At 65.5% G+C, this 15523-nt stretch carries 19 protein-coding genes; 5 read left to right on the forward strand and 14 right to left on the reverse strand.

The genetic code is table 11. From position 1 onward, the window contains the following. The first annotated feature begins 60 nt into the window (after positions 1-60). From ACQP1G_RS41980 to ACQP1G_RS42000, 5 genes are all read left to right on the forward strand, one after another. Complete coding sequence (locus ACQP1G_RS41980) at positions 61-507, forward strand: TIGR03667 family PPOX class F420-dependent oxidoreductase (protein ID WP_433195648.1); 447 nt, start codon at positions 61-63, stop codon at positions 505-507. A gap of 51 nt (positions 508-558) precedes the next feature. Next, on the forward strand, positions 559-1509 hold the full coding sequence (locus tag ACQP1G_RS41985) for an RluA family pseudouridine synthase (RefSeq protein WP_433195650.1): 951 nt from the start codon (positions 559-561) through the stop codon (positions 1507-1509). Between the two features lie 88 nt (positions 1510-1597). Continuing rightward, positions 1598-2341: a lysostaphin resistance A-like protein gene (locus tag ACQP1G_RS41990; RefSeq protein ID WP_433195652.1), complete on the forward strand. Its 744-nt coding sequence runs from the start codon at positions 1598-1600 to the stop codon at positions 2339-2341. 26 nt (positions 2342-2367) lie between these two features. Continuing rightward, complete coding sequence (locus ACQP1G_RS41995; RefSeq protein WP_433195654.1) at positions 2368-2763, forward strand: VOC family protein; 396 nt, start codon at positions 2368-2370, stop codon at positions 2761-2763. A 151-nt stretch (positions 2764-2914) separates the two neighbouring features. Further along, on the forward strand, positions 2915-5680 hold the full coding sequence (locus ACQP1G_RS42000) for a hypothetical protein (protein ID WP_433195656.1): 2766 nt from the start codon (positions 2915-2917) through the stop codon (positions 5678-5680). 381 nt (positions 5681-6061) lie between these two features. Here ACQP1G_RS42000 and ACQP1G_RS42005 read toward each other — a convergent pair whose 3' ends face one another. The 14 genes from ACQP1G_RS42005 to rplC form a co-directional block, all read right to left on the reverse strand. Continuing rightward, entirely contained in the window at positions 6062-8275 is a 2214-nt protein-coding gene (locus tag ACQP1G_RS42005) for an MMPL family transporter (RefSeq protein ID WP_433195658.1), read from the reverse strand. Between the two features lie 42 nt (positions 8276-8317). Then, positions 8318-8770, reverse strand: a complete 453-nt coding sequence (locus ACQP1G_RS42010) for an EXLDI protein (RefSeq protein WP_433195660.1) — start codon at positions 8768-8770, stop codon at positions 8318-8320. 135 nt (positions 8771-8905) lie between these two features. Beyond that, positions 8906-9046: a hypothetical protein gene (locus ACQP1G_RS42015; protein WP_433195662.1), complete on the reverse strand. Its 141-nt coding sequence runs from the start codon at positions 9044-9046 to the stop codon at positions 8906-8908. Positions 9047-9215: 169 nt separating this feature from the next. Continuing rightward, positions 9216-10427, reverse strand: a complete 1212-nt coding sequence (locus ACQP1G_RS42020) for an MFS transporter (RefSeq protein WP_433195664.1) — start codon at positions 10425-10427, stop codon at positions 9216-9218. 138 nt (positions 10428-10565) lie between these two features. After that, positions 10566-10847 carry a 30S ribosomal protein S17 gene (rpsQ, locus tag ACQP1G_RS42025; RefSeq protein ID WP_433195666.1) on the reverse strand — a complete coding sequence of 94 codons (282 nt, stop codon included), beginning with the start codon at positions 10845-10847 and terminating at the stop codon, positions 10566-10568. Then, a complete protein-coding gene (gene rpmC, locus ACQP1G_RS42030) occupies positions 10844-11083 on the reverse strand; it encodes a 50S ribosomal protein L29 (protein ID WP_071926410.1) in 240 nt (79 codons plus the stop codon). Before rpmC ends, rpsQ begins: the two co-directional genes overlap by 4 nt. After that, positions 11083-11499 carry a 50S ribosomal protein L16 gene (gene rplP / locus ACQP1G_RS42035; RefSeq protein WP_067519522.1) on the reverse strand — a complete coding sequence of 139 codons (417 nt, stop codon included), beginning with the start codon at positions 11497-11499 and terminating at the stop codon, positions 11083-11085. Before rplP ends, rpmC begins: the two co-directional genes overlap by 1 nt. 3 nt (positions 11500-11502) lie before the next feature. After that, positions 11503-12312 (reverse strand): 30S ribosomal protein S3, encoded by an 810-nt coding sequence (gene rpsC, locus ACQP1G_RS42040; RefSeq protein WP_433195668.1) that lies wholly within the window; start codon positions 12310-12312, stop codon positions 11503-11505. Beyond that, positions 12313-12714: a 50S ribosomal protein L22 gene (rplV, locus tag ACQP1G_RS42045; protein WP_433195670.1), complete on the reverse strand. Its 402-nt coding sequence runs from the start codon at positions 12712-12714 to the stop codon at positions 12313-12315. Next, on the reverse strand, positions 12711-12992 hold the full coding sequence (gene rpsS, locus ACQP1G_RS42050) for a 30S ribosomal protein S19 (protein WP_433195672.1): 282 nt from the start codon (positions 12990-12992) through the stop codon (positions 12711-12713). The genes rplV and rpsS overlap by 4 nt, the downstream gene beginning before the upstream one ends. A 15-nt stretch (positions 12993-13007) precedes the next feature. After that, a complete protein-coding gene (rplB, locus tag ACQP1G_RS42055) occupies positions 13008-13847 on the reverse strand; it encodes a 50S ribosomal protein L2 (RefSeq protein ID WP_433195674.1) in 840 nt (279 codons plus the stop codon). Between the two features lie 33 nt (positions 13848-13880). Then, positions 13881-14186 carry a 50S ribosomal protein L23 gene (rplW, locus tag ACQP1G_RS42060; protein ID WP_433195676.1) on the reverse strand — a complete coding sequence of 102 codons (306 nt, stop codon included), beginning with the start codon at positions 14184-14186 and terminating at the stop codon, positions 13881-13883. Continuing rightward, on the reverse strand, positions 14183-14857 hold the full coding sequence (gene rplD / locus ACQP1G_RS42065) for a 50S ribosomal protein L4 (protein WP_433195678.1): 675 nt from the start codon (positions 14855-14857) through the stop codon (positions 14183-14185). Before rplD ends, rplW begins: the two co-directional genes overlap by 4 nt. Next, positions 14854-15519 carry a 50S ribosomal protein L3 gene (gene rplC, locus ACQP1G_RS42070; RefSeq protein WP_433195680.1) on the reverse strand — a complete coding sequence of 222 codons (666 nt, stop codon included), beginning with the start codon at positions 15517-15519 and terminating at the stop codon, positions 14854-14856. The genes rplD and rplC overlap by 4 nt, the downstream gene beginning before the upstream one ends. Positions 15520-15523: the final 4 nt, after the last annotated feature.

The raw sequence follows: 15523 nt of genomic DNA on the forward strand, positions 1-15523 counted from the left end.
AGGTGGGCCACACTGTGCCGATCCGGAATCGCAACGGCGATCCAGGCGTTGTGCACAACCATGACCACCACCGATCGCTCCGCCACGCCCGTCGTCGACACCGGCACCGCATTCGGCGCCAAGGTCGCCGCCCGCCTGGGGCAGGAGAACGTCATCTGGCTGACCACCGTCGGCCGCACTGGGACACCGCAGCCGAATCCGGTGTGGTTCCAGTGGCGTGACGGTGAATTCCTGATCTTCAGCCAGGCCGATAAGTCCAAACTCCGCAATATCGCCCGCAACCCGCGAGTCTCGCTGCACCTCAACAGCACCGCGACCGGCGGCGAGGTGGTGGTGCTGACCGGCACCGCCCGGATCGACGAATCCGGTGCCACCCCGGCGGAAACCGCCGCGTTCACCGAGAAGTACACCGAGGGTCTGGCCGCCATCTCGATGACCGAGGAGCAGTTCCACGCCGAATACTCGGTCACGGTGCGGATCACTCCGGATCGACTGCGCGGATTCTGAGCCCGACCCGGCCGTGAGCTGCGGGTTTCTCGGCGACTATGGTCATTGGCGATGAGACGGAGGCAGCAGCCGCCGCTGCCCAAGCGGCACGGCCTGGACCCGGCCCGGCTCCGGCTACCGGAGCAGGGTGACTGGGCGACCATTCGCGACCACCTCGTGCACAGGCTGCCGCGGGTACCGGCCGCACGGATCGACGAGCTGCTACATCAGGGCGACATCGTCGACCTGGCCGGTCCGATCGCGCCGGACGCGCCGTATGTGCCGGGCGGCGCCGTCTGGTTCCATCGCGATCTGCCCGACGAAACCGTGGTGCCCTTCGATATCCCCATCGTCCATCGCGACGACGATCTGCTCGTGGTGGACAAGCCGCACTTCCTGGCGACCATTCCACGCGGCCAGCACATTCTGCAGACCGCCCTGGTGCGGTTGCGTCGCGAACTCGACCTACCCGATCTCATTCCGGCGCACCGGCTCGATCGCGTCACCGCAGGACTGGTGCTATTCGTGGTCAATCCGGCCCGGCGCGGGGCCTACCAGACGATGTTCCACCAGCGCACGGTGCGCAAGGAGTACGAGGCCATCGCACCAGTCGATCCGGAGCTACCGCTGCCGCGGACGGTGCGCAGCCGCATCATCAAGGAGAAACAGGTGCTCGCCGCCCAGGAGGTCGACGGTGAGCCCAATGCGGAGACCTGGATCGAGTTGGTGGAACAGCGCGGCGGACTCGGCCGCTACCGGCTGCGGCCACTGACCGGGCGCACCCATCAGCTGCGGCTACATATGAACGGACTCGGCATCCCGATCCTCGGTGACGACTTCTATCCGGTGCTCACCGACAAACCTGTGAACGATTTCACCCGGCCACTACAACTGCTGGCCGCGTCACTCGAATTCACCGATCCGATCAGCGGCACGACCCGCCGGTTCGACAGCACGAGAACGCTGCAGGCATGGGCGGATCCGCAGGGCTGGCGGGGCGGAATTAACGCCGACAGTGCGTGACGCGATAACCGATAAGACCATGATGTCGACACCACCCCTCCCACTCAGCCCCAGCGCGCCGGTTGCGCGCTTCCGTAGACTGGGCCGGATGCCTCACCAGGACCTCGACGAAGCGGCACCGCCCCACCACAAACTCCACGCCTATCTCGACGTGGCCGTTGTGGTGATCGTCCTGGCCGGAACCAATCTCATCGCGCACTTCACCACCGCGTGGGCGAGCATCCTGACCGTTCCGATCGCCGCCGTCGTCCTGCTCGCGCTGATGCGACGACGCGGACTCGGCTGGTCCGAACTCGGACTCTCGCCGCGGCACTGGCGTCGCGGCACGCTGTGGGCATTCGGCGCGGTCGGCCTGGTGCTCGCGGTGGTGGCTATCGGCGCGCTGCTGCCGATCACCCGGCCGTTCTTCCTGGCCGACCGCTACGCCACCATTTCCGGCGCCCTGATCGCATCGATGATCGTCATCCCGCTGCAGACCGCGATCCCCGAGGAACTGGCCTTCCGCGGCGTCCTGCACGGCACCCTCGACCGCGTTTACGGCGCCCGTGGGGTCTTCGCCGCGGGCTCCCTGCTGTTCGGCCTCTGGCACATCGCCTCATCACTCGGCCTGACCACCAGCAACCGCGGCCTCACCGGTTTCCTCGGCGGCGGCGTCGCGGGCCAGATCATCGGCATCCTGCTCGCCGTAGCCGCCACCGCCGCCGCGGGCGTCGTGTTCACCTGGCTCCGCCGCCGCAGCGGCAGCCTGCTGGCCCCCATCGCCCTGCATTGGTCCGTCAACGGCGCAGGCGCCCTCGCCGCCGCCATCGTCTGGCACACCACCCTCACCTGATGCCGGATCGAGCGTAGATTGCGACTATGCCCCTCGGACACCTCGGCATCAACGTCAGCGATCCAGGTGCGGCCCAGGCCTACTACGACGAGCTGATGCCCCTACTCGACTATGCGCCGCTGCTCAGCACGGCCGACCAATTCGCCTACTGGCCCGCCGACAACAAGCCCGGCACATACATCTTCTTCTACCCCGCCGACTCCCCCGGCTACGTTCGCACCGCTCCCGGCCTCCAACACCTCGCCTTCATGGTCCGCACCCGCGCTGCCGTCGACCGGGTACACATCTGGGCCACCACCCGAGGCGACGAAATCATCCACGCCCCACAAGAATTCCCCCAGTACCCCCCGCCGTACTACGCCACCTTCTGGACCGGCCCCGACGGCGTCATGCTCGAGGCCGTCTGCCACAGGAACGCCTGACTACCGCGCGTCCGGTTCGCGCATTTGTTCGATTTTTCGGGCGGCGAGCATTGACCTCGGGCGGGTAGCGGTTTAATCTCGGTGCGATCACACATATGTTCGAGCATGTAGGTCTGCGTCGAGATGACACCTGCTCCTGGGAAGGCTCGCTATGCGCGACAAACAGTCGAGCGGTAGTTCCGAGATCGCCGCACTGGCCGAACGGGTCGCGAACGCGCGGGGCCGGTTGCCACTGCAGGATGACGCGGCACTGGTGCAAGTGTTGTCGGATGCCGAGATCGATGCCGAACGTGAACTCGCGCAATGGGTTCGTGCCCAGCGCCGAGGACAACGAAAGCGGGCCGTCCAGGACGAACTGACAGCAGAGAAACGTGACCGGCGGACCACGACCGCGATCCAGCGGGCCGATGACGCGGATGCGCGATGGCATCGGCGGGCGCTGGCGGCACGTCGGCGGGTGTCGAATCAGGATGCGCGACTTGCCCAGTTGTACCGCCGAGCCGAGTGGTCGTCCCGCGCATTGATCGCGGTGGTGGTGCTCGGCATGGTGTGGGCCGGGGTGAACGTACAGCACAACCTGGTGCCCAGCGGAAATATGTCGGATCCGCTGTACTGGTTGAGCTATGGGATCGAGGCGATGATCTCGATCCCGATCATCACCATCATGGTGGCCGCGACCACCGCCGCCCGCTGGGGCCGCGAACTCGACCGGGGCAAGGTCGTCTTCTTCGAGACCGCACTACTCGGCACGACCATCGCGCTCAATGCGGGCCCGCACCTGGCCGCCGGTTCCTTCGGGCAGGCCGCCGAATACGCGATCGCCCCCGTCATGGTCGGCGTCGTGATCTGGTTGCACGCTTGGGTTTCCGCACGTTACGCCCTGCTCATCGATGGCGTTCCGCTGGTCGACGACGAGCCCGACCTCCCGACCCGGCACCGGGTCACCACCGAACGCGGCGCACCGATCACCACATTCCGCCCCGACGAACCGACCGACCGCCGAGAACTGCTCGCCGCCAAAGGTTTCGACCCCCTCCTCGACCAAGCGGGCGTCCGCTTCCCGGTCGATATGACCGACCCCCACGCACAACACATTGCCGAGGCAGCGATGCGCGGCACTCAGCCCGAGCCGGTCCCCCTCTCCAGGCTCGACTGCACCGAAACCCTCGTTTACCACGCCCAGAGCACCCGCTCGACCAACGGCCGTCTCACACAACAGATCCCGACCGTCGACGAATACCGGCAAGCGGATACCGCGACCGCCCATCCGTCATCGGATTCGATTCATGAAGGCACACGAGCCGGCACTACCCCTGCCGCCCAACCCATCTCGAACCACGCGGCACCAACCTCCTCAGCGACCAACCCGGTACCCGCTGATGCTGCGTATGCCGCACATACCGAAATCGCCACACCCAACGTGCCAATCGGCCTCAACGCAAGTGGCGCAGGCGACATAACTGCCCCTTCTGCAACCATCAACGGCGCGAGCCAGGCTGAGGCCGCGCTGGTCGACCAAGGCCAAACGTCCACGCACACCCCGGCATACACCGCGGGTGACTCCCCAGCCGACAACCGCGCATCCCGCGACGAATTCGCGACCACCGGCGACATCTCCACGCACTCAGCACCGCCCAACGCGCCCCACATCACAACCGACGTCGCGGCCGACAACCCACAGCCGACCCACAACCCGGCGACTGCCACGAGCACCCTCGGCGAGAACCTGATTCACGCCTCCGCCCCGGCCACCCGTCTCGCATCCGGCACGAACCCGACGGACGAACCCGCGGCCCACGCCGCCGCAAGCGTCCGTCCGTCACTGCCCGCCCACGATCAGCCCACTGCCACTACGGCCGAGCCCATTGCCGCACCGGCCACCGCCACTCCCACCGGCGATCAACACACAACTGCCGCTGCCACCTCGGCCGAGCCCCGTATCGCCGCGAACAACCGCGTGCACGCCGCAGCCATAGGCGAGCCCCGCACCGCTCCAGTGACGACTCACACCGAGCAGGCGACTCCCATGAGCACTCGTGAGGAGCGCACCACTCAGGTCTCGGGCATCGAGCCCCACACAGCGCAGACGACGGCGGCAAACACTCGCACCGAACACACAACTCCCACGGCGACCGCAGCGAACACCCGTCACGAACACACCACTCCGGCCTCAGGCGTCACGCATCGGACAGCACAGCCCACTGTGGCCAGCACTCGCGACGAACGGACCACTTCCGGTGCCGCGCACATTGATTCCCACCGGGGAACCGCCGGTCTCCCCTCCGCAGACTCGCAACTGAGCATTTTCGATACGACGACAGTCGAACCAGCGGCCCGGACTCCTCACGCCGACACAGCCGAAAACCGTACGCTCGAAGACATAACTCGCGGCGAGGACCCGCGCACTCGCACCGAACCCCAGGCACACCCAGACGCACCCGCCGAAACTCGGCGCACCACCCTCGGTTCCGCAGCGCCGTCCCCGGCCGAGCACATCGCGCGAACAGTGGCGAACGCGGATCAGCGCCCCCAGAACGACTCCACAACCGATCACAAAGATTCGCAGCGCCTCGCCGAAGAACGCGAGGTCGAGGTCAGGCAGCTCGATCGCGCACAGCGCCGCACCACCAGCGAAGTGATCAGCGAAGTAGTGCAATCACTTTCGGCCGATGACCTGCTGGCCGAAAACCTCGGCTCGGAAGGCGATGATATCGAGGTGTGGTCGGTCGCTCGCGCCATCGCGGGCCGCGGCCTGTCGGTCATTCCCGTTGAACAACTCGCCGAAATCCTCATGCTCGCCGACCAATCGTGGACCCCGACCAGCATCGGCGCAGAGGTCGGCCTCTCCCGCACCGCCATCGCCCAGGTCCTGGAGTTCGCCAGGCGAGTCCGCCGCCCCTACGCAATCAGCAGCTGACCACCACAACTCCCCACCCCGCACCATCCCCACCCGAATGCATCAGCACCAACCCACAACCGACCGTCCCCGCAGCGACTCCCGACGAGCGTAGCCATGGGGCGCTAGCCCAATCGAGCGCAGTCTCATAAGGCGGCCGGCCCCACCATGCACAGTCATAAGGCAGCCAGTCCCACCAAGCACAGTCATTACGCAGCCAGCCCCACCAAGCACAGTCATAACGCAGCCAGCCCCACCGAGCGCAGTCATAAGGCGCCTCCACACCCCGACCCCAACGACCATTTGACTACCCTCGGCATCGAAAAAGGCCGTCCGCTCGGATAATCCGAGTGGACGGCCCATTTGCTCAGCGAGGGGCTAGAGCGCTTCGGCGGAGTTCGGCTAGGTCCGGGGGCGGACCGTGTCAGCAGTTGGTGCGTGCATGGCACCGGGGGTGTATTCGGAGTACGCGTACTGATCCCAACCTGCACCTCCGGACTGCTCATCAGAGCCGCTCGTGGAATCCCGATCCCCGTGCCCCGGCCACCACGCGCGGTGACCGATGAGCGCGGTAACGGCCGGGGTGAAGAACATCGCCATGACGAATGCGGCGATCGCGATGCCGACCGAGATGGCGAAGCCCATCTGAGAGAGCACGTTGTTGCCCGCCAACATCATCGAGGCGAAGGTGCCCGCGAGGATCACACCCGCCGCGGCGACGGTCGGCCCGGTGTGCCGCACCGCGAGGGCCGCAGCCTGTTTCGGATCGTTGCCGACACGAGCCTCCTCACGCAACCGAGCGACCATCAGGATGTTGTAGTCCGTGCCGAGTGCCACCACGAACAGGTACATGATCACCGGGAGGTGGAAGATCAGCCCGGTGTTGCCCTGGATGTGCTGGAATACCAGGACCGCGGCGCCGAGCGTGGCCGCGAAGCCGAGGAACACCGAGGCCATCAGATACCACGGCGCAACCAGGCTGCGCAGCAATAGGGCGAGCACGATCATGATCAGGATTCCGGCCACCGGGAACACGATCTTGTAGTCGTGCACCATCGCATCCTGGAAATCGACATACACCGAGGAGATGCCGCCGACGACCGCCGTGGTGCCCGCGGGTGCCATCGAATGTGCCGTATCCCGCAGCGGATCGCGCACCGTATCCAGGGCGGCATCCGATTCGGGCGCGCCATTGAGTGTCACCTGGAAGTCGGCGGCCATACCGTCGCTCGAAACCGTCGGCGCCCCAACCTGACTCACGCCCGACACCGCGGCCAGCGCCGCACGGTAGACGGTGAGCTGGTCACCATCGAGCGGTGCGCCATTGGTGGAGTGCAGCAGTACTTCCGAAGGCTGGGTCGATCCGGCGGGCAGCCCTTTGAGCAATTCTTTGTTGTAGACAGTGGATTCGGAGGTGTCCGAGGTCGAGCCGGAGCTGAGATCGAAGGTCGGATGGAAGCCGATGGCCAGCACACCCAAGGCCACCAGCAGCCCGCCGGATACCGCTGCGAACGCTCCTGGCCGCCGCCCGAGCGCCGCGCCGATCGCGCCGAACCGCGCGCCCTTCGGTTCCTGCTGCCAGGCCTTGGAAGGCCAGAACACCTTGGTGCCGAGCAGCGAAACGACGGCGGGCACCAGGGTCAGCCCGGCGAGCAGCGTCACTCCTACCGCGATCGCCAGCGCCGGACCGAGCGCACGGAACATGCCGAGCGTCGAGAGCGTCAGCGCCATGAAGGCGATGATCACCGCACCGGCCGCCGAGGTAATGGCCTCACCGACCTTGGTGACCGCACTGACCATGGCGGTCTTCGGATCCTCCCCCGCGCGCAGTCGTTCCCGGTAGCGGAACATCAGGAACAGGATGTAGTCGGTGCCGACGCCGAAGAGCACAACCAACAGGATCGAGTTCACCGAACTGTCCACCTGCAGATCGAATGCCTTGGCCACCATGGCGATCAGGCCACCGACGGTGGTGGAGATCGCGCCGATGATGATGATCGGCAGCAGCGCGATCACCGGACTGCGGAAGATGATCAGCAACAGCAGCAGGATCAGCACGACGGTGGCGACACCGATAATGGCCATACCCTTAGTGCTGGACTCGGTCTGGTCCAGCATCTGCGCCGCCTGACCGGTGACGCCCGCCTTCAGATCCGTGCCCTGCACCTGCTCGTGCAGCGCGTCACGCAACTTCTCGACCGCATCGCTCTGCGTGGTATCACCGGCATTGGTCACCTTCGTCATCTGCACAGCGGCGATCTGCACCAGCCGGTTCTCCGAGGCCGGACCGGCTTGGATCCCGGTGACATCCTTGATGCGCTGGTCGTTCAACTTGGCCGCGATCGTCGCGACACTCGCCGAATCCCCTTCATTCAGTGGCGCACCGTCCGAGCGCACGAAGACGAGTAGCGCCGCGGGCGCCTGATTCTGCGGAAAGGCCTTCTGCTGCAATTCCATTGCTTGAATCGACTCGTAATGCGATGGCAGGAAGGCGGATTGATCGGTGGTCGATGAGAGTTTCGGCGCCGAGGCCACTACCGCGATGATGATGAACAGCCAGAGGCCGATCACCTTCCACGGATTGTGAACGACGATCGCGCCCAGTCGAGCGAACATGCGGGACAATTCCTTTCGGGAATCGGTATGGGAGCCGATGGCTCAGATGTCGAGGTCCTCGGTCTGCGGGTGCTCGGTCACATCGACCAGGGAGCGGTAGATCTTCGCTGGGACTCGTAAGGCCAGGTCCTCGAAGGATTCGACGATTTCGACCGTGTAGTCGGCGCAGGCCCGGTCGTCGATCTCGAAGATCTCGCGCCAGTTCTTCTTCCAGTCCGTGATCCAGATCGTGGCCGCGAAGTCGGACCATTCGGACACCCGCCGATGCACCACATACTTGCCCTTGCGGCTCAGGTAGACCCGGATCAGCTCGACCCCGACCTTCGTGTATTCGCGGGCCTCGCCGAGCAGTCGCCCCTGGAAGCGCTGCTTACGCCCGCCACCCGGGCCGACCTCGAGCTGGATTTCTTGGAACTCGCCCGGCGCCGTCTTGGTGACATCGACGACGGCGGCCGAGGATTCGATGCCCGTAGGCGGGTTCGGATCGGTGGTCATGGTTACTCCATTTCATAAATGAATGCGCACATGCGCATGACGAATTGCCGACGGTCTCTCCTGGATTCCGTCGTCAGTAGATCTTGTACTTTCCGGCGATCGCGCCCACGTCATCTACGAGGGCTGCCGAAGGGTTCAGATGTCGAGGTCCTCGATCTTCGGACGCTCCTCACTACCGAATAGCCCGCGGTAGATTCGCGACGAAACATGCCCGGCGAGATCCGCGCCGACGGTCGAACCGCCAGCGCGGGTTGACGTGTACGAATCCGCGGCCATGACTACCCCATCTCATAAACAAATATGCAATTACGCATGGACTGAGCGTCAGCGGACCCGCTTCGGTTCGCTGCTTCGAGCTGGTCTGCTGTTTTCCGGTAACCCCGAGCATCCTCGGTAGTGTCCGTCGGGAATCACTATAAGTAGATGTATACGTATAACGCAAGACCTATGGTCGAATGACCTCACCGCGGGGCACGGCGGGCCGCATTTCCTGGTCGGCGCGGCGGCGCCGCGACACCCCGACCAGCAGTGCCAGGCCGATACCGAGTCCGAGTCCGAGCGCCGCGGCCGCCGCGAAGCCCGCAGGGAACCCGCCCGCATCGATGGCGACTCCGGCAAGTGAGCTGCCGATGCCATTGCCGAGAGTCATCGCGGCACCGTGCCAGCCGATCGCTTCACCGCGCCCACCCTCCGGGACGATCCGGCTCAACTGATCGATGGATGCGACAAGCGTTGGCGCGCAGAGTGCTCCGGCGATGAGCCCGGCCACGCCGAGCGATAACGGTCCGACGGCGAAGCACATCGGAATGGTGATGGCGCCGAGCCCGGCCAGCAGGACGTACGTCGAGATGGGTCGATGCAGAGCGCCGTAGACGAGTCCGCCGACCAGCGAACCGAAACCCCACACGGCCATCACCACGCCGAGCCACCGCTGCGCGCCGAACTCTCGAATGGCCGAGACGAAGGTCAATTCCGATCCCGCGAGCACCGCGACCGCCGCACTCGCACCGACACACAGCGCGACGAACTCGAGCCGGAACCACTCACGCCGCGGTTCGGCCGCGGCCGAGCGATCGCTGTCATCGGAGCGCAGCGGCGGATTGCGCACCCAGATGAATACGCCCGCAAGTACCAGCGCCATCTGCATCCCGAACAAGCTGGGCGTCGTCGACCAGCCCGTCGCGGCGGCGACGCCGAGCACCGGCCCGACCATGAACGCCGCCTCCACCGACACCGATTCCAGAGCGAGCGCGGGCTGCCGGTTCTGTTCGGTGGTCGCCGCGATCACGGCCTGCCGGACCACTGTGAAGATCGGAATGTCGAAGAGCCCGGCAACCGCGGCGAGCACCAAGAGCGCCCCGTATCCGACGAACGGCGCAATAGACCAGCACACCGCCCCGACCACGATCGATGGCAGAATCGTGCGCCGCAGCCCGAACCGATCCAGCATCCGCCCACGCCACGGACCGCTCACCGCAATACACAGGGTGACAACCGAACTCAGCGCTCCGGCCTGCACATACGACCCGTGCAACGTCTGCACCACATGCAGCGCGAGCAACACCGCCCCGGCGAAGAACGGGATGCGAACCATCACCCCCAGCAGCAGCACATTGCGCACCGCCGAGTTCGACAGGACCTCGCGATAGGACCGCATTCGGTTGAGGGTGTCACGCCCGCCCGCCCCGCGCCACCAATTAATCCCATGATTCGGTCGGCGGAGCTGGCCGGGCAAACGAAAAGGCCCGCCTCCCCAATGGGAAGCGGGCCTTCGCGTTAAAGCCAGAAGAACGGCCTACTTGGCCTTCTCCAGGACCTCGACCAACCGCCAGTGCTTGGTGGCGGACAGCGGGCGGGTCTCCATCAGCTGAACGCGGTCGCCGATACCGGCGATCTCGTTCTCGTCATGCGCCTTCACCTTGGTGGTGGAGCGAATGATCTTGCCGTAGAGCTTGTGCCGCGTACGGTCTTCCAGCTCGACCACAATGGTCTTGTTCATTTTGTCCGAGACCACATAGCCGATGCGAACCTTGCGGCTGCCGCGCTTGACCTCGGTCGTCACGTTCTCTTCACTCATGCCGCATCTCCCTTGCCAGCGGGTGCCGTGGCCAGCCCGAGCTCGCGCTCACGCATGACCGTGTAGATGCGCGCGATCTCGTGACGCACGACGCGCAGACGACGGTTGTTGTCCAACTGACCCGTCGCCATCTGGAAGCGCAGATTGAACAGCTCTTCCTTCGACTCGCGCAGGCGGGCGACGAGCTCCTCTTCATTGAGCTCGCGGAGCTCTGCGGCCGGTGTACCGGTAGCCATCAGAACTGCTCCTCCCTGGTCACGATCCTGCACTTCATGGGGAGCTTGTGCATCGCGCGGCGCAAGGCCTCACGAGCGGTCTCCTCGTTGGGGTAACTCATTTCGAACATCACGCGCCCGGGCTTGACGTTCGCGATCCACCACTCCGGCGAGCCCTTACCGGAACCCATGCGGGTCTCGGCGGGCTTCTTGGTGAGCGGGCGATCCGGGTAGATGTTGATCCAGATCTTGCCACCACGCTTGATGTGGCGAGTCATCGCGATACGCGCGGACTCGATCTGCCGGTTGGTGACGTAGGCGGGCTCGAGAGCCTGAATGCCGTATTCACCGAACGCGACCGAGGTGCCGCCCTTTGCCATTCCGGAACGACCCGGGTGATGCTGCTTCCGGTGCTTGACCTTCCGTGGCATCAACATGCGTCAGCCCTCCTGCTTTTCTGCCGGAGCGTCGGCGACCGCTGTGGCGGTGGCCGCACGCCCGGCCTCAGTGCTGGTCGCGGTGGTACCGGCGGAACCGGACCGACGCGGGCGGCTCGGCCGCTCACGACGCTCACGGCGGTCACCAGCTGCGGGCGCGGCCGCGGCCGTGACCTCACGCTTGCCACCGACGATGTCGCCCTTGTAGATCCAGACCTTCACACCGATGCGGCCGAAGGTGGTCTTGGCCTCGTAGAGGCCGTAGTCGATATCCGCGCGCAGCGTGTGCAGCGGAACCCGACCCTCGCGGTAGAACTCCGAGCGCGACATTTCGGCGCCGCCGAGGCGGCCCGAGCACTGCACCCGGATGCCCTTGACGTTCGGCGAACGCATGGCCGACTGGATGGCCTTGCGCATCGCGCGACGGAACGCCACACGGTTCGACAGCTGCTCGGCCACACCCTGAGCAACCAGCTGCGCATCCGATTCGGGGTTCTTGACCTCGAGGATGTTCAGCTGCACCTGCTTCTTGGTGAGCTTCTCCAGCTCGGCGCGGATGCGATCGGCCTCGGCGCCGCGGCGGCCGATGACGATGCCCGGACGAGCGGTGTGGATGTCGACGCGAACCCGGTCACGGGTGCGCTCGATCTCCACCTTGGAGATACCGGCCCGCTCCATGCCAGTGGCGAGGAGCTTGCGGATCTGGACGTCTTCTTTCACGTAGTCCGCGTACTGCTTGTCCGCGTACCAACGCGACTTCCAGTCGGTGGTGATACCGAGGCGGAAGCCATGGGGGTTGATCTTCTGTCCCATTTACTTTGCCCCTCCCTTCCGGCGGTTACGAGTGGATCCACCGGCGGTGGGCACGCTCTCGACCTCGATGGTGATATGGCTGGTGCGCTTGCGAATGCGGAACGCACGGCCCTGGGCACGCGGCTGGAACCGCTTCATGGTCGCGCCTTCGTCGACGTAGGCAGTCGAGATCACCAGGGTCGACGGGTTCAGGCCGAGGTTGTTCTCGGCGTTCGCCGCAGCGCTGGCCACGACCTTGGCGACCGGCTCGCTCGCGGCCTGCGGCGCGAACCGCAGGATCGCGAGTGCGTCCTCGACTCGCTTGCCGCGGACCAGGTCCACGACACGACGAGCCTTCATCGGGGTCACGCGAACGTGCTTGGCGGTCGCGCGCGCAGTCGGATTCTGAGTCTCAGTGGTCATCGCCGCTTGCTCTTCCGGTCATCCTTGACGTGGCTCTTGAACGTCCTGGTGGGCGCGAACTCACCCAGCTTGTGCCCGACCATGTTGTCCGAGACGAACACCGGCACGTGCTTGCGACCGTCATGGACGGCGAAGGTGTGACCGATGAAATCGGGGATGATGGTCGAACGACGGGACCAGGTCTTGATGACCTGCTTGCTGCCCTTTTCGTTCTGAACGTCCACCTTCGCGAGGAGGTGGTCGTCGACGAACGGGCCTTTCTTGAGGCTGCGTGGCATTTCTTACCTCCTCCTTCAGCGCTTGTTCTTGCCGGACTTGCGGCGGCGGACGATGAGCTTGTCACTGGGCTTGTTCGGGCGGCGGGTGCGGCCTTCCTTCTGGCCCCACGGCGAGACCGGGTGGCGACCACCGGAGGTCTTGCCTTCACCACCACCGTGCGGGTGGTCGACCGGGTTCATGACGACACCACGGACCGTGGGACGGCGACCCTTCCACCGCATACGACCGGCCTTGCCCCAGTTGATGTTCGACTGTTCGGCATTGCCGACCTCGCCGACGGTGGCGCGGCAGCGCACGTCGACGCGGCGGATTTCACCCGATGGCATACGCAGCGTGGCGTAGGGGCCTTCCTTACCGAGCAGCTGCACGCTGGCACCGGCGGAGCGGGCCATCTTCGCGCCACCGCCCGGACGCAGTTCCACGTTGTGAATCGTGGTACCGGTCGGGATGTTGCGCAGTGGCAGGTTGTTACCCGGCTTGATGTCGGCCGTCGGGCCGGACTCGATCGGGGTGCCCTGCTGGATGCCCTTCGGCGCGATGATGTAGCGCTTCTCGCCGTCCACGTAGTGCAGCAGCGCGATGTTGGCGGTGCGGTTCGGGTCGTACTCGATGTGCGCGACCTTGGCCGGGATGCCGTCCTTGTCCAGGCGACGGAAGTCGATCAGACGGTAGGCGCGCTTGTGGCCGCCACCGCGATGGCGAGTCGTGATGCGACCGTGCGCATTACGACCACCCTTGCTGTGCAGCGGACGAATCAGCGACTTCTCGGGCGTCGACCGAGTGATCTCAGCGAAGTCCGAGACGCTGGAGCCACGACGGCCCGGCGTAGTCGGCTTGTATTTACGGATTGCCATGAGTTCTTCTCTGCTTTCTGGATTCCCAGGCGCTTACGCGACCGGGCCTCCGAAGATCTCGATGGGCTTGCTGTCGGCCGAGATGGTCACGAGCGCGCGCTTGGTGTCCTTGCGCTTGCCGTAACCGAAGCGGGTCCGCTTGCGCTTGCCCTGACGGTTGGCGGTGTTGACGCTGGTCACCGTCACGCCGAAAACCTTCTCGACGGCGATCTTGATCTGCGTCTTGTTGGAATCCGGGTGCACGATGAAGGTGTAGGTGCCTTCCTCGATCAGTCCGTAGGACTTCTCCGAGATGACCGGCGCCAGCAGGATGTCGCGGGGGTCGGCGATCGTGGTCACTTGCTCTCCTCCTGTGCGGCTTCGGCGGGGCCGTGCACAAAGGCGTTCAAGGCCTCGACGCTGAACACCACTTCGTCGCTTTCCAGCACGTCGTAGGTGTTGAGCTGATCCGGCGCGATCGGGTGCACGAACTCCAGGTTCTGCACGCTCTTCCAGGCCGCCAGGTCTTCGCGTCCGAGGACGACGAGGAACTTCTTGCGGTCCGACAGCTCCGCGAGGAAGCTTTTGGCCGTCTTGGTCGACGGGGCCTGCCCGGCAACCAGTTCGGTGATCACGTGGATGCGCTCGTTGCGCGCACGATCCGAGAGTGCTCCACGCAGCGCGGCGCGGATCATCTTCTTGGGGGTGCGCTGGCTGTAGTCACGCGGCTGCGGACCGTGCACGATGCCACCGCCGGTGAACTGCGGCGCGCGGGTCGAGCCCTGACGGGCGCGGCCGGTGCCCTTCTGGCGGTACGGCTTCTTGCCACCACCGCGGACTTCACCGCGGGTCTTGGTGGCGTGCGTGCCCTGGCGAGCCGCGGCCAGCTGCGCGATGACCACTTGGTGCATCAGCGAGATGTTCGCGGTGGCATCGAAGATCTCCGCGGGGAGTTCGACGGTGCCGTTGGTCTTGCCACCGAGTTCCTTGACCGGGAGGGTCAGGTTGGTCTTCTTCTCGAGGCTGGTCATGCGTGCGCACCACCCTTCACTGCGCTCTTGACGGTCACGACGCTGCCCCTGCGACCGGGGATCGCTCCCTTGATGAGCAGCAGGCCGTTCTCGGCGTCCACCTTGTGAACCGAGAGGTTCTGCGTGGTGACGCGGTCGTTACCCATGCGGCCCGACATGCGCATGCCCTTGAACACGCGGCCGGGGGTGGCGCAACCACCGATGGAGCCGGGACGACGGTGCACGGCCTGCGCACCGTGCGAAGCACCCTGACCACTGAAGCCGTGACGCTTCATGGTGCCGGCGAAGCCCTTGCCCTTGCTGGTGCCGGTGACGTCGACGTAGGCGCCCTCTTCGAACACTTCGGCGGTCAGCTCCTGGCCGACCTCGAAGGTGGAGGCGTCCGCGACGCGGATCTCGGCGACGTGGCGGCGCGGGGTGACACCGGCCTTGGCGAACTGGCCGGAGACCGGCTTGTTCACCTTGCGCGGGTCGATGGCGCCGAAAGCGACCTGGACGGCGCTGTAGCCGTCGCGCTCCACGGTGCGGATCTGGGTAACGACGTTCGGTCCGGCCTTGATGACGGTCACGGGGACGACGCGGTTGTTGTCGTCGAACACCTGGGTCATGCCGAGCTTGGTGCCCAGGATGCCCGCCGCGGGCCTGTTCTTGTTATCAGTCATGATT

Origin of the sequence: Nocardia sp. CA-107356, from assembly GCF_050946365.1 — a bacterium.
GTDB lineage: Bacteria > Actinomycetota > Actinomycetes > Mycobacteriales > Mycobacteriaceae > Nocardia.

Coding starts and splice junctions, on each gene's coding strand:
- rpmC (WP_071926410.1), bottom strand. CDS start 11,083: ATGGCTACCGGTACACCGGCCGCAGAGCTCCGCGAGCTCAATGAAGAG.
- rplB (WP_433195674.1), bottom strand. CDS start 13,847: ATGGCAATCCGTAAATACAAGCCGACTACGCCGGGCCGTCGTGGCTCC.
- ACQP1G_RS42020 (WP_433195664.1), bottom strand. CDS start 10,427: ATGCGGTCCTATCGCGAGGTCCTGTCGAACTCGGCGGTGCGCAATGTG.
- ACQP1G_RS41990 (WP_433195652.1), top strand. CDS start 1,598: ATGCCTCACCAGGACCTCGACGAAGCGGCACCGCCCCACCACAAACTC.
- ACQP1G_RS41995 (WP_433195654.1), top strand. CDS start 2,368: ATGCCCCTCGGACACCTCGGCATCAACGTCAGCGATCCAGGTGCGGCC.
- rplC (WP_433195680.1), bottom strand. CDS start 15,519: ATGACTGATAACAAGAACAGGCCCGCGGCGGGCATCCTGGGCACCAAG.
- rplD (WP_433195678.1), bottom strand. CDS start 14,857: ATGACCAGCCTCGAGAAGAAGACCAACCTGACCCTCCCGGTCAAGGAA.
- rplP (WP_067519522.1), bottom strand. CDS start 11,499: ATGTTGATGCCACGGAAGGTCAAGCACCGGAAGCAGCATCACCCGGGT.
- rpsQ (WP_433195666.1), bottom strand. CDS start 10,847: ATGAGTGAAGAGAACGTGACGACCGAGGTCAAGCGCGGCAGCCGCAAG.
- rplV (WP_433195670.1), bottom strand. CDS start 12,714: ATGACCACTGAGACTCAGAATCCGACTGCGCGCGCGACCGCCAAGCAC.
- ACQP1G_RS42010 (WP_433195660.1), bottom strand. CDS start 8,770: ATGACCACCGATCCGAACCCGCCTACGGGCATCGAATCCTCGGCCGCC.
- ACQP1G_RS41985 (WP_433195650.1), top strand. CDS start 559: ATGAGACGGAGGCAGCAGCCGCCGCTGCCCAAGCGGCACGGCCTGGAC.
- rpsC (WP_433195668.1), bottom strand. CDS start 12,312: ATGGGACAGAAGATCAACCCCCATGGCTTCCGCCTCGGTATCACCACC.
- rpsS (WP_433195672.1), bottom strand. CDS start 12,992: ATGCCACGCAGCCTCAAGAAAGGCCCGTTCGTCGACGACCACCTCCTC.
- ACQP1G_RS41980 (WP_433195648.1), top strand. CDS start 61: ATGACCACCACCGATCGCTCCGCCACGCCCGTCGTCGACACCGGCACC.
- ACQP1G_RS42005 (WP_433195658.1), bottom strand. CDS start 8,275: ATGTTCGCTCGACTGGGCGCGATCGTCGTTCACAATCCGTGGAAGGTG.
- ACQP1G_RS42000 (WP_433195656.1), top strand. CDS start 2,915: ATGCGCGACAAACAGTCGAGCGGTAGTTCCGAGATCGCCGCACTGGCC.
- ACQP1G_RS42015 (WP_433195662.1), bottom strand. CDS start 9,046: ATGGCCGCGGATTCGTACACGTCAACCCGCGCTGGCGGTTCGACCGTC.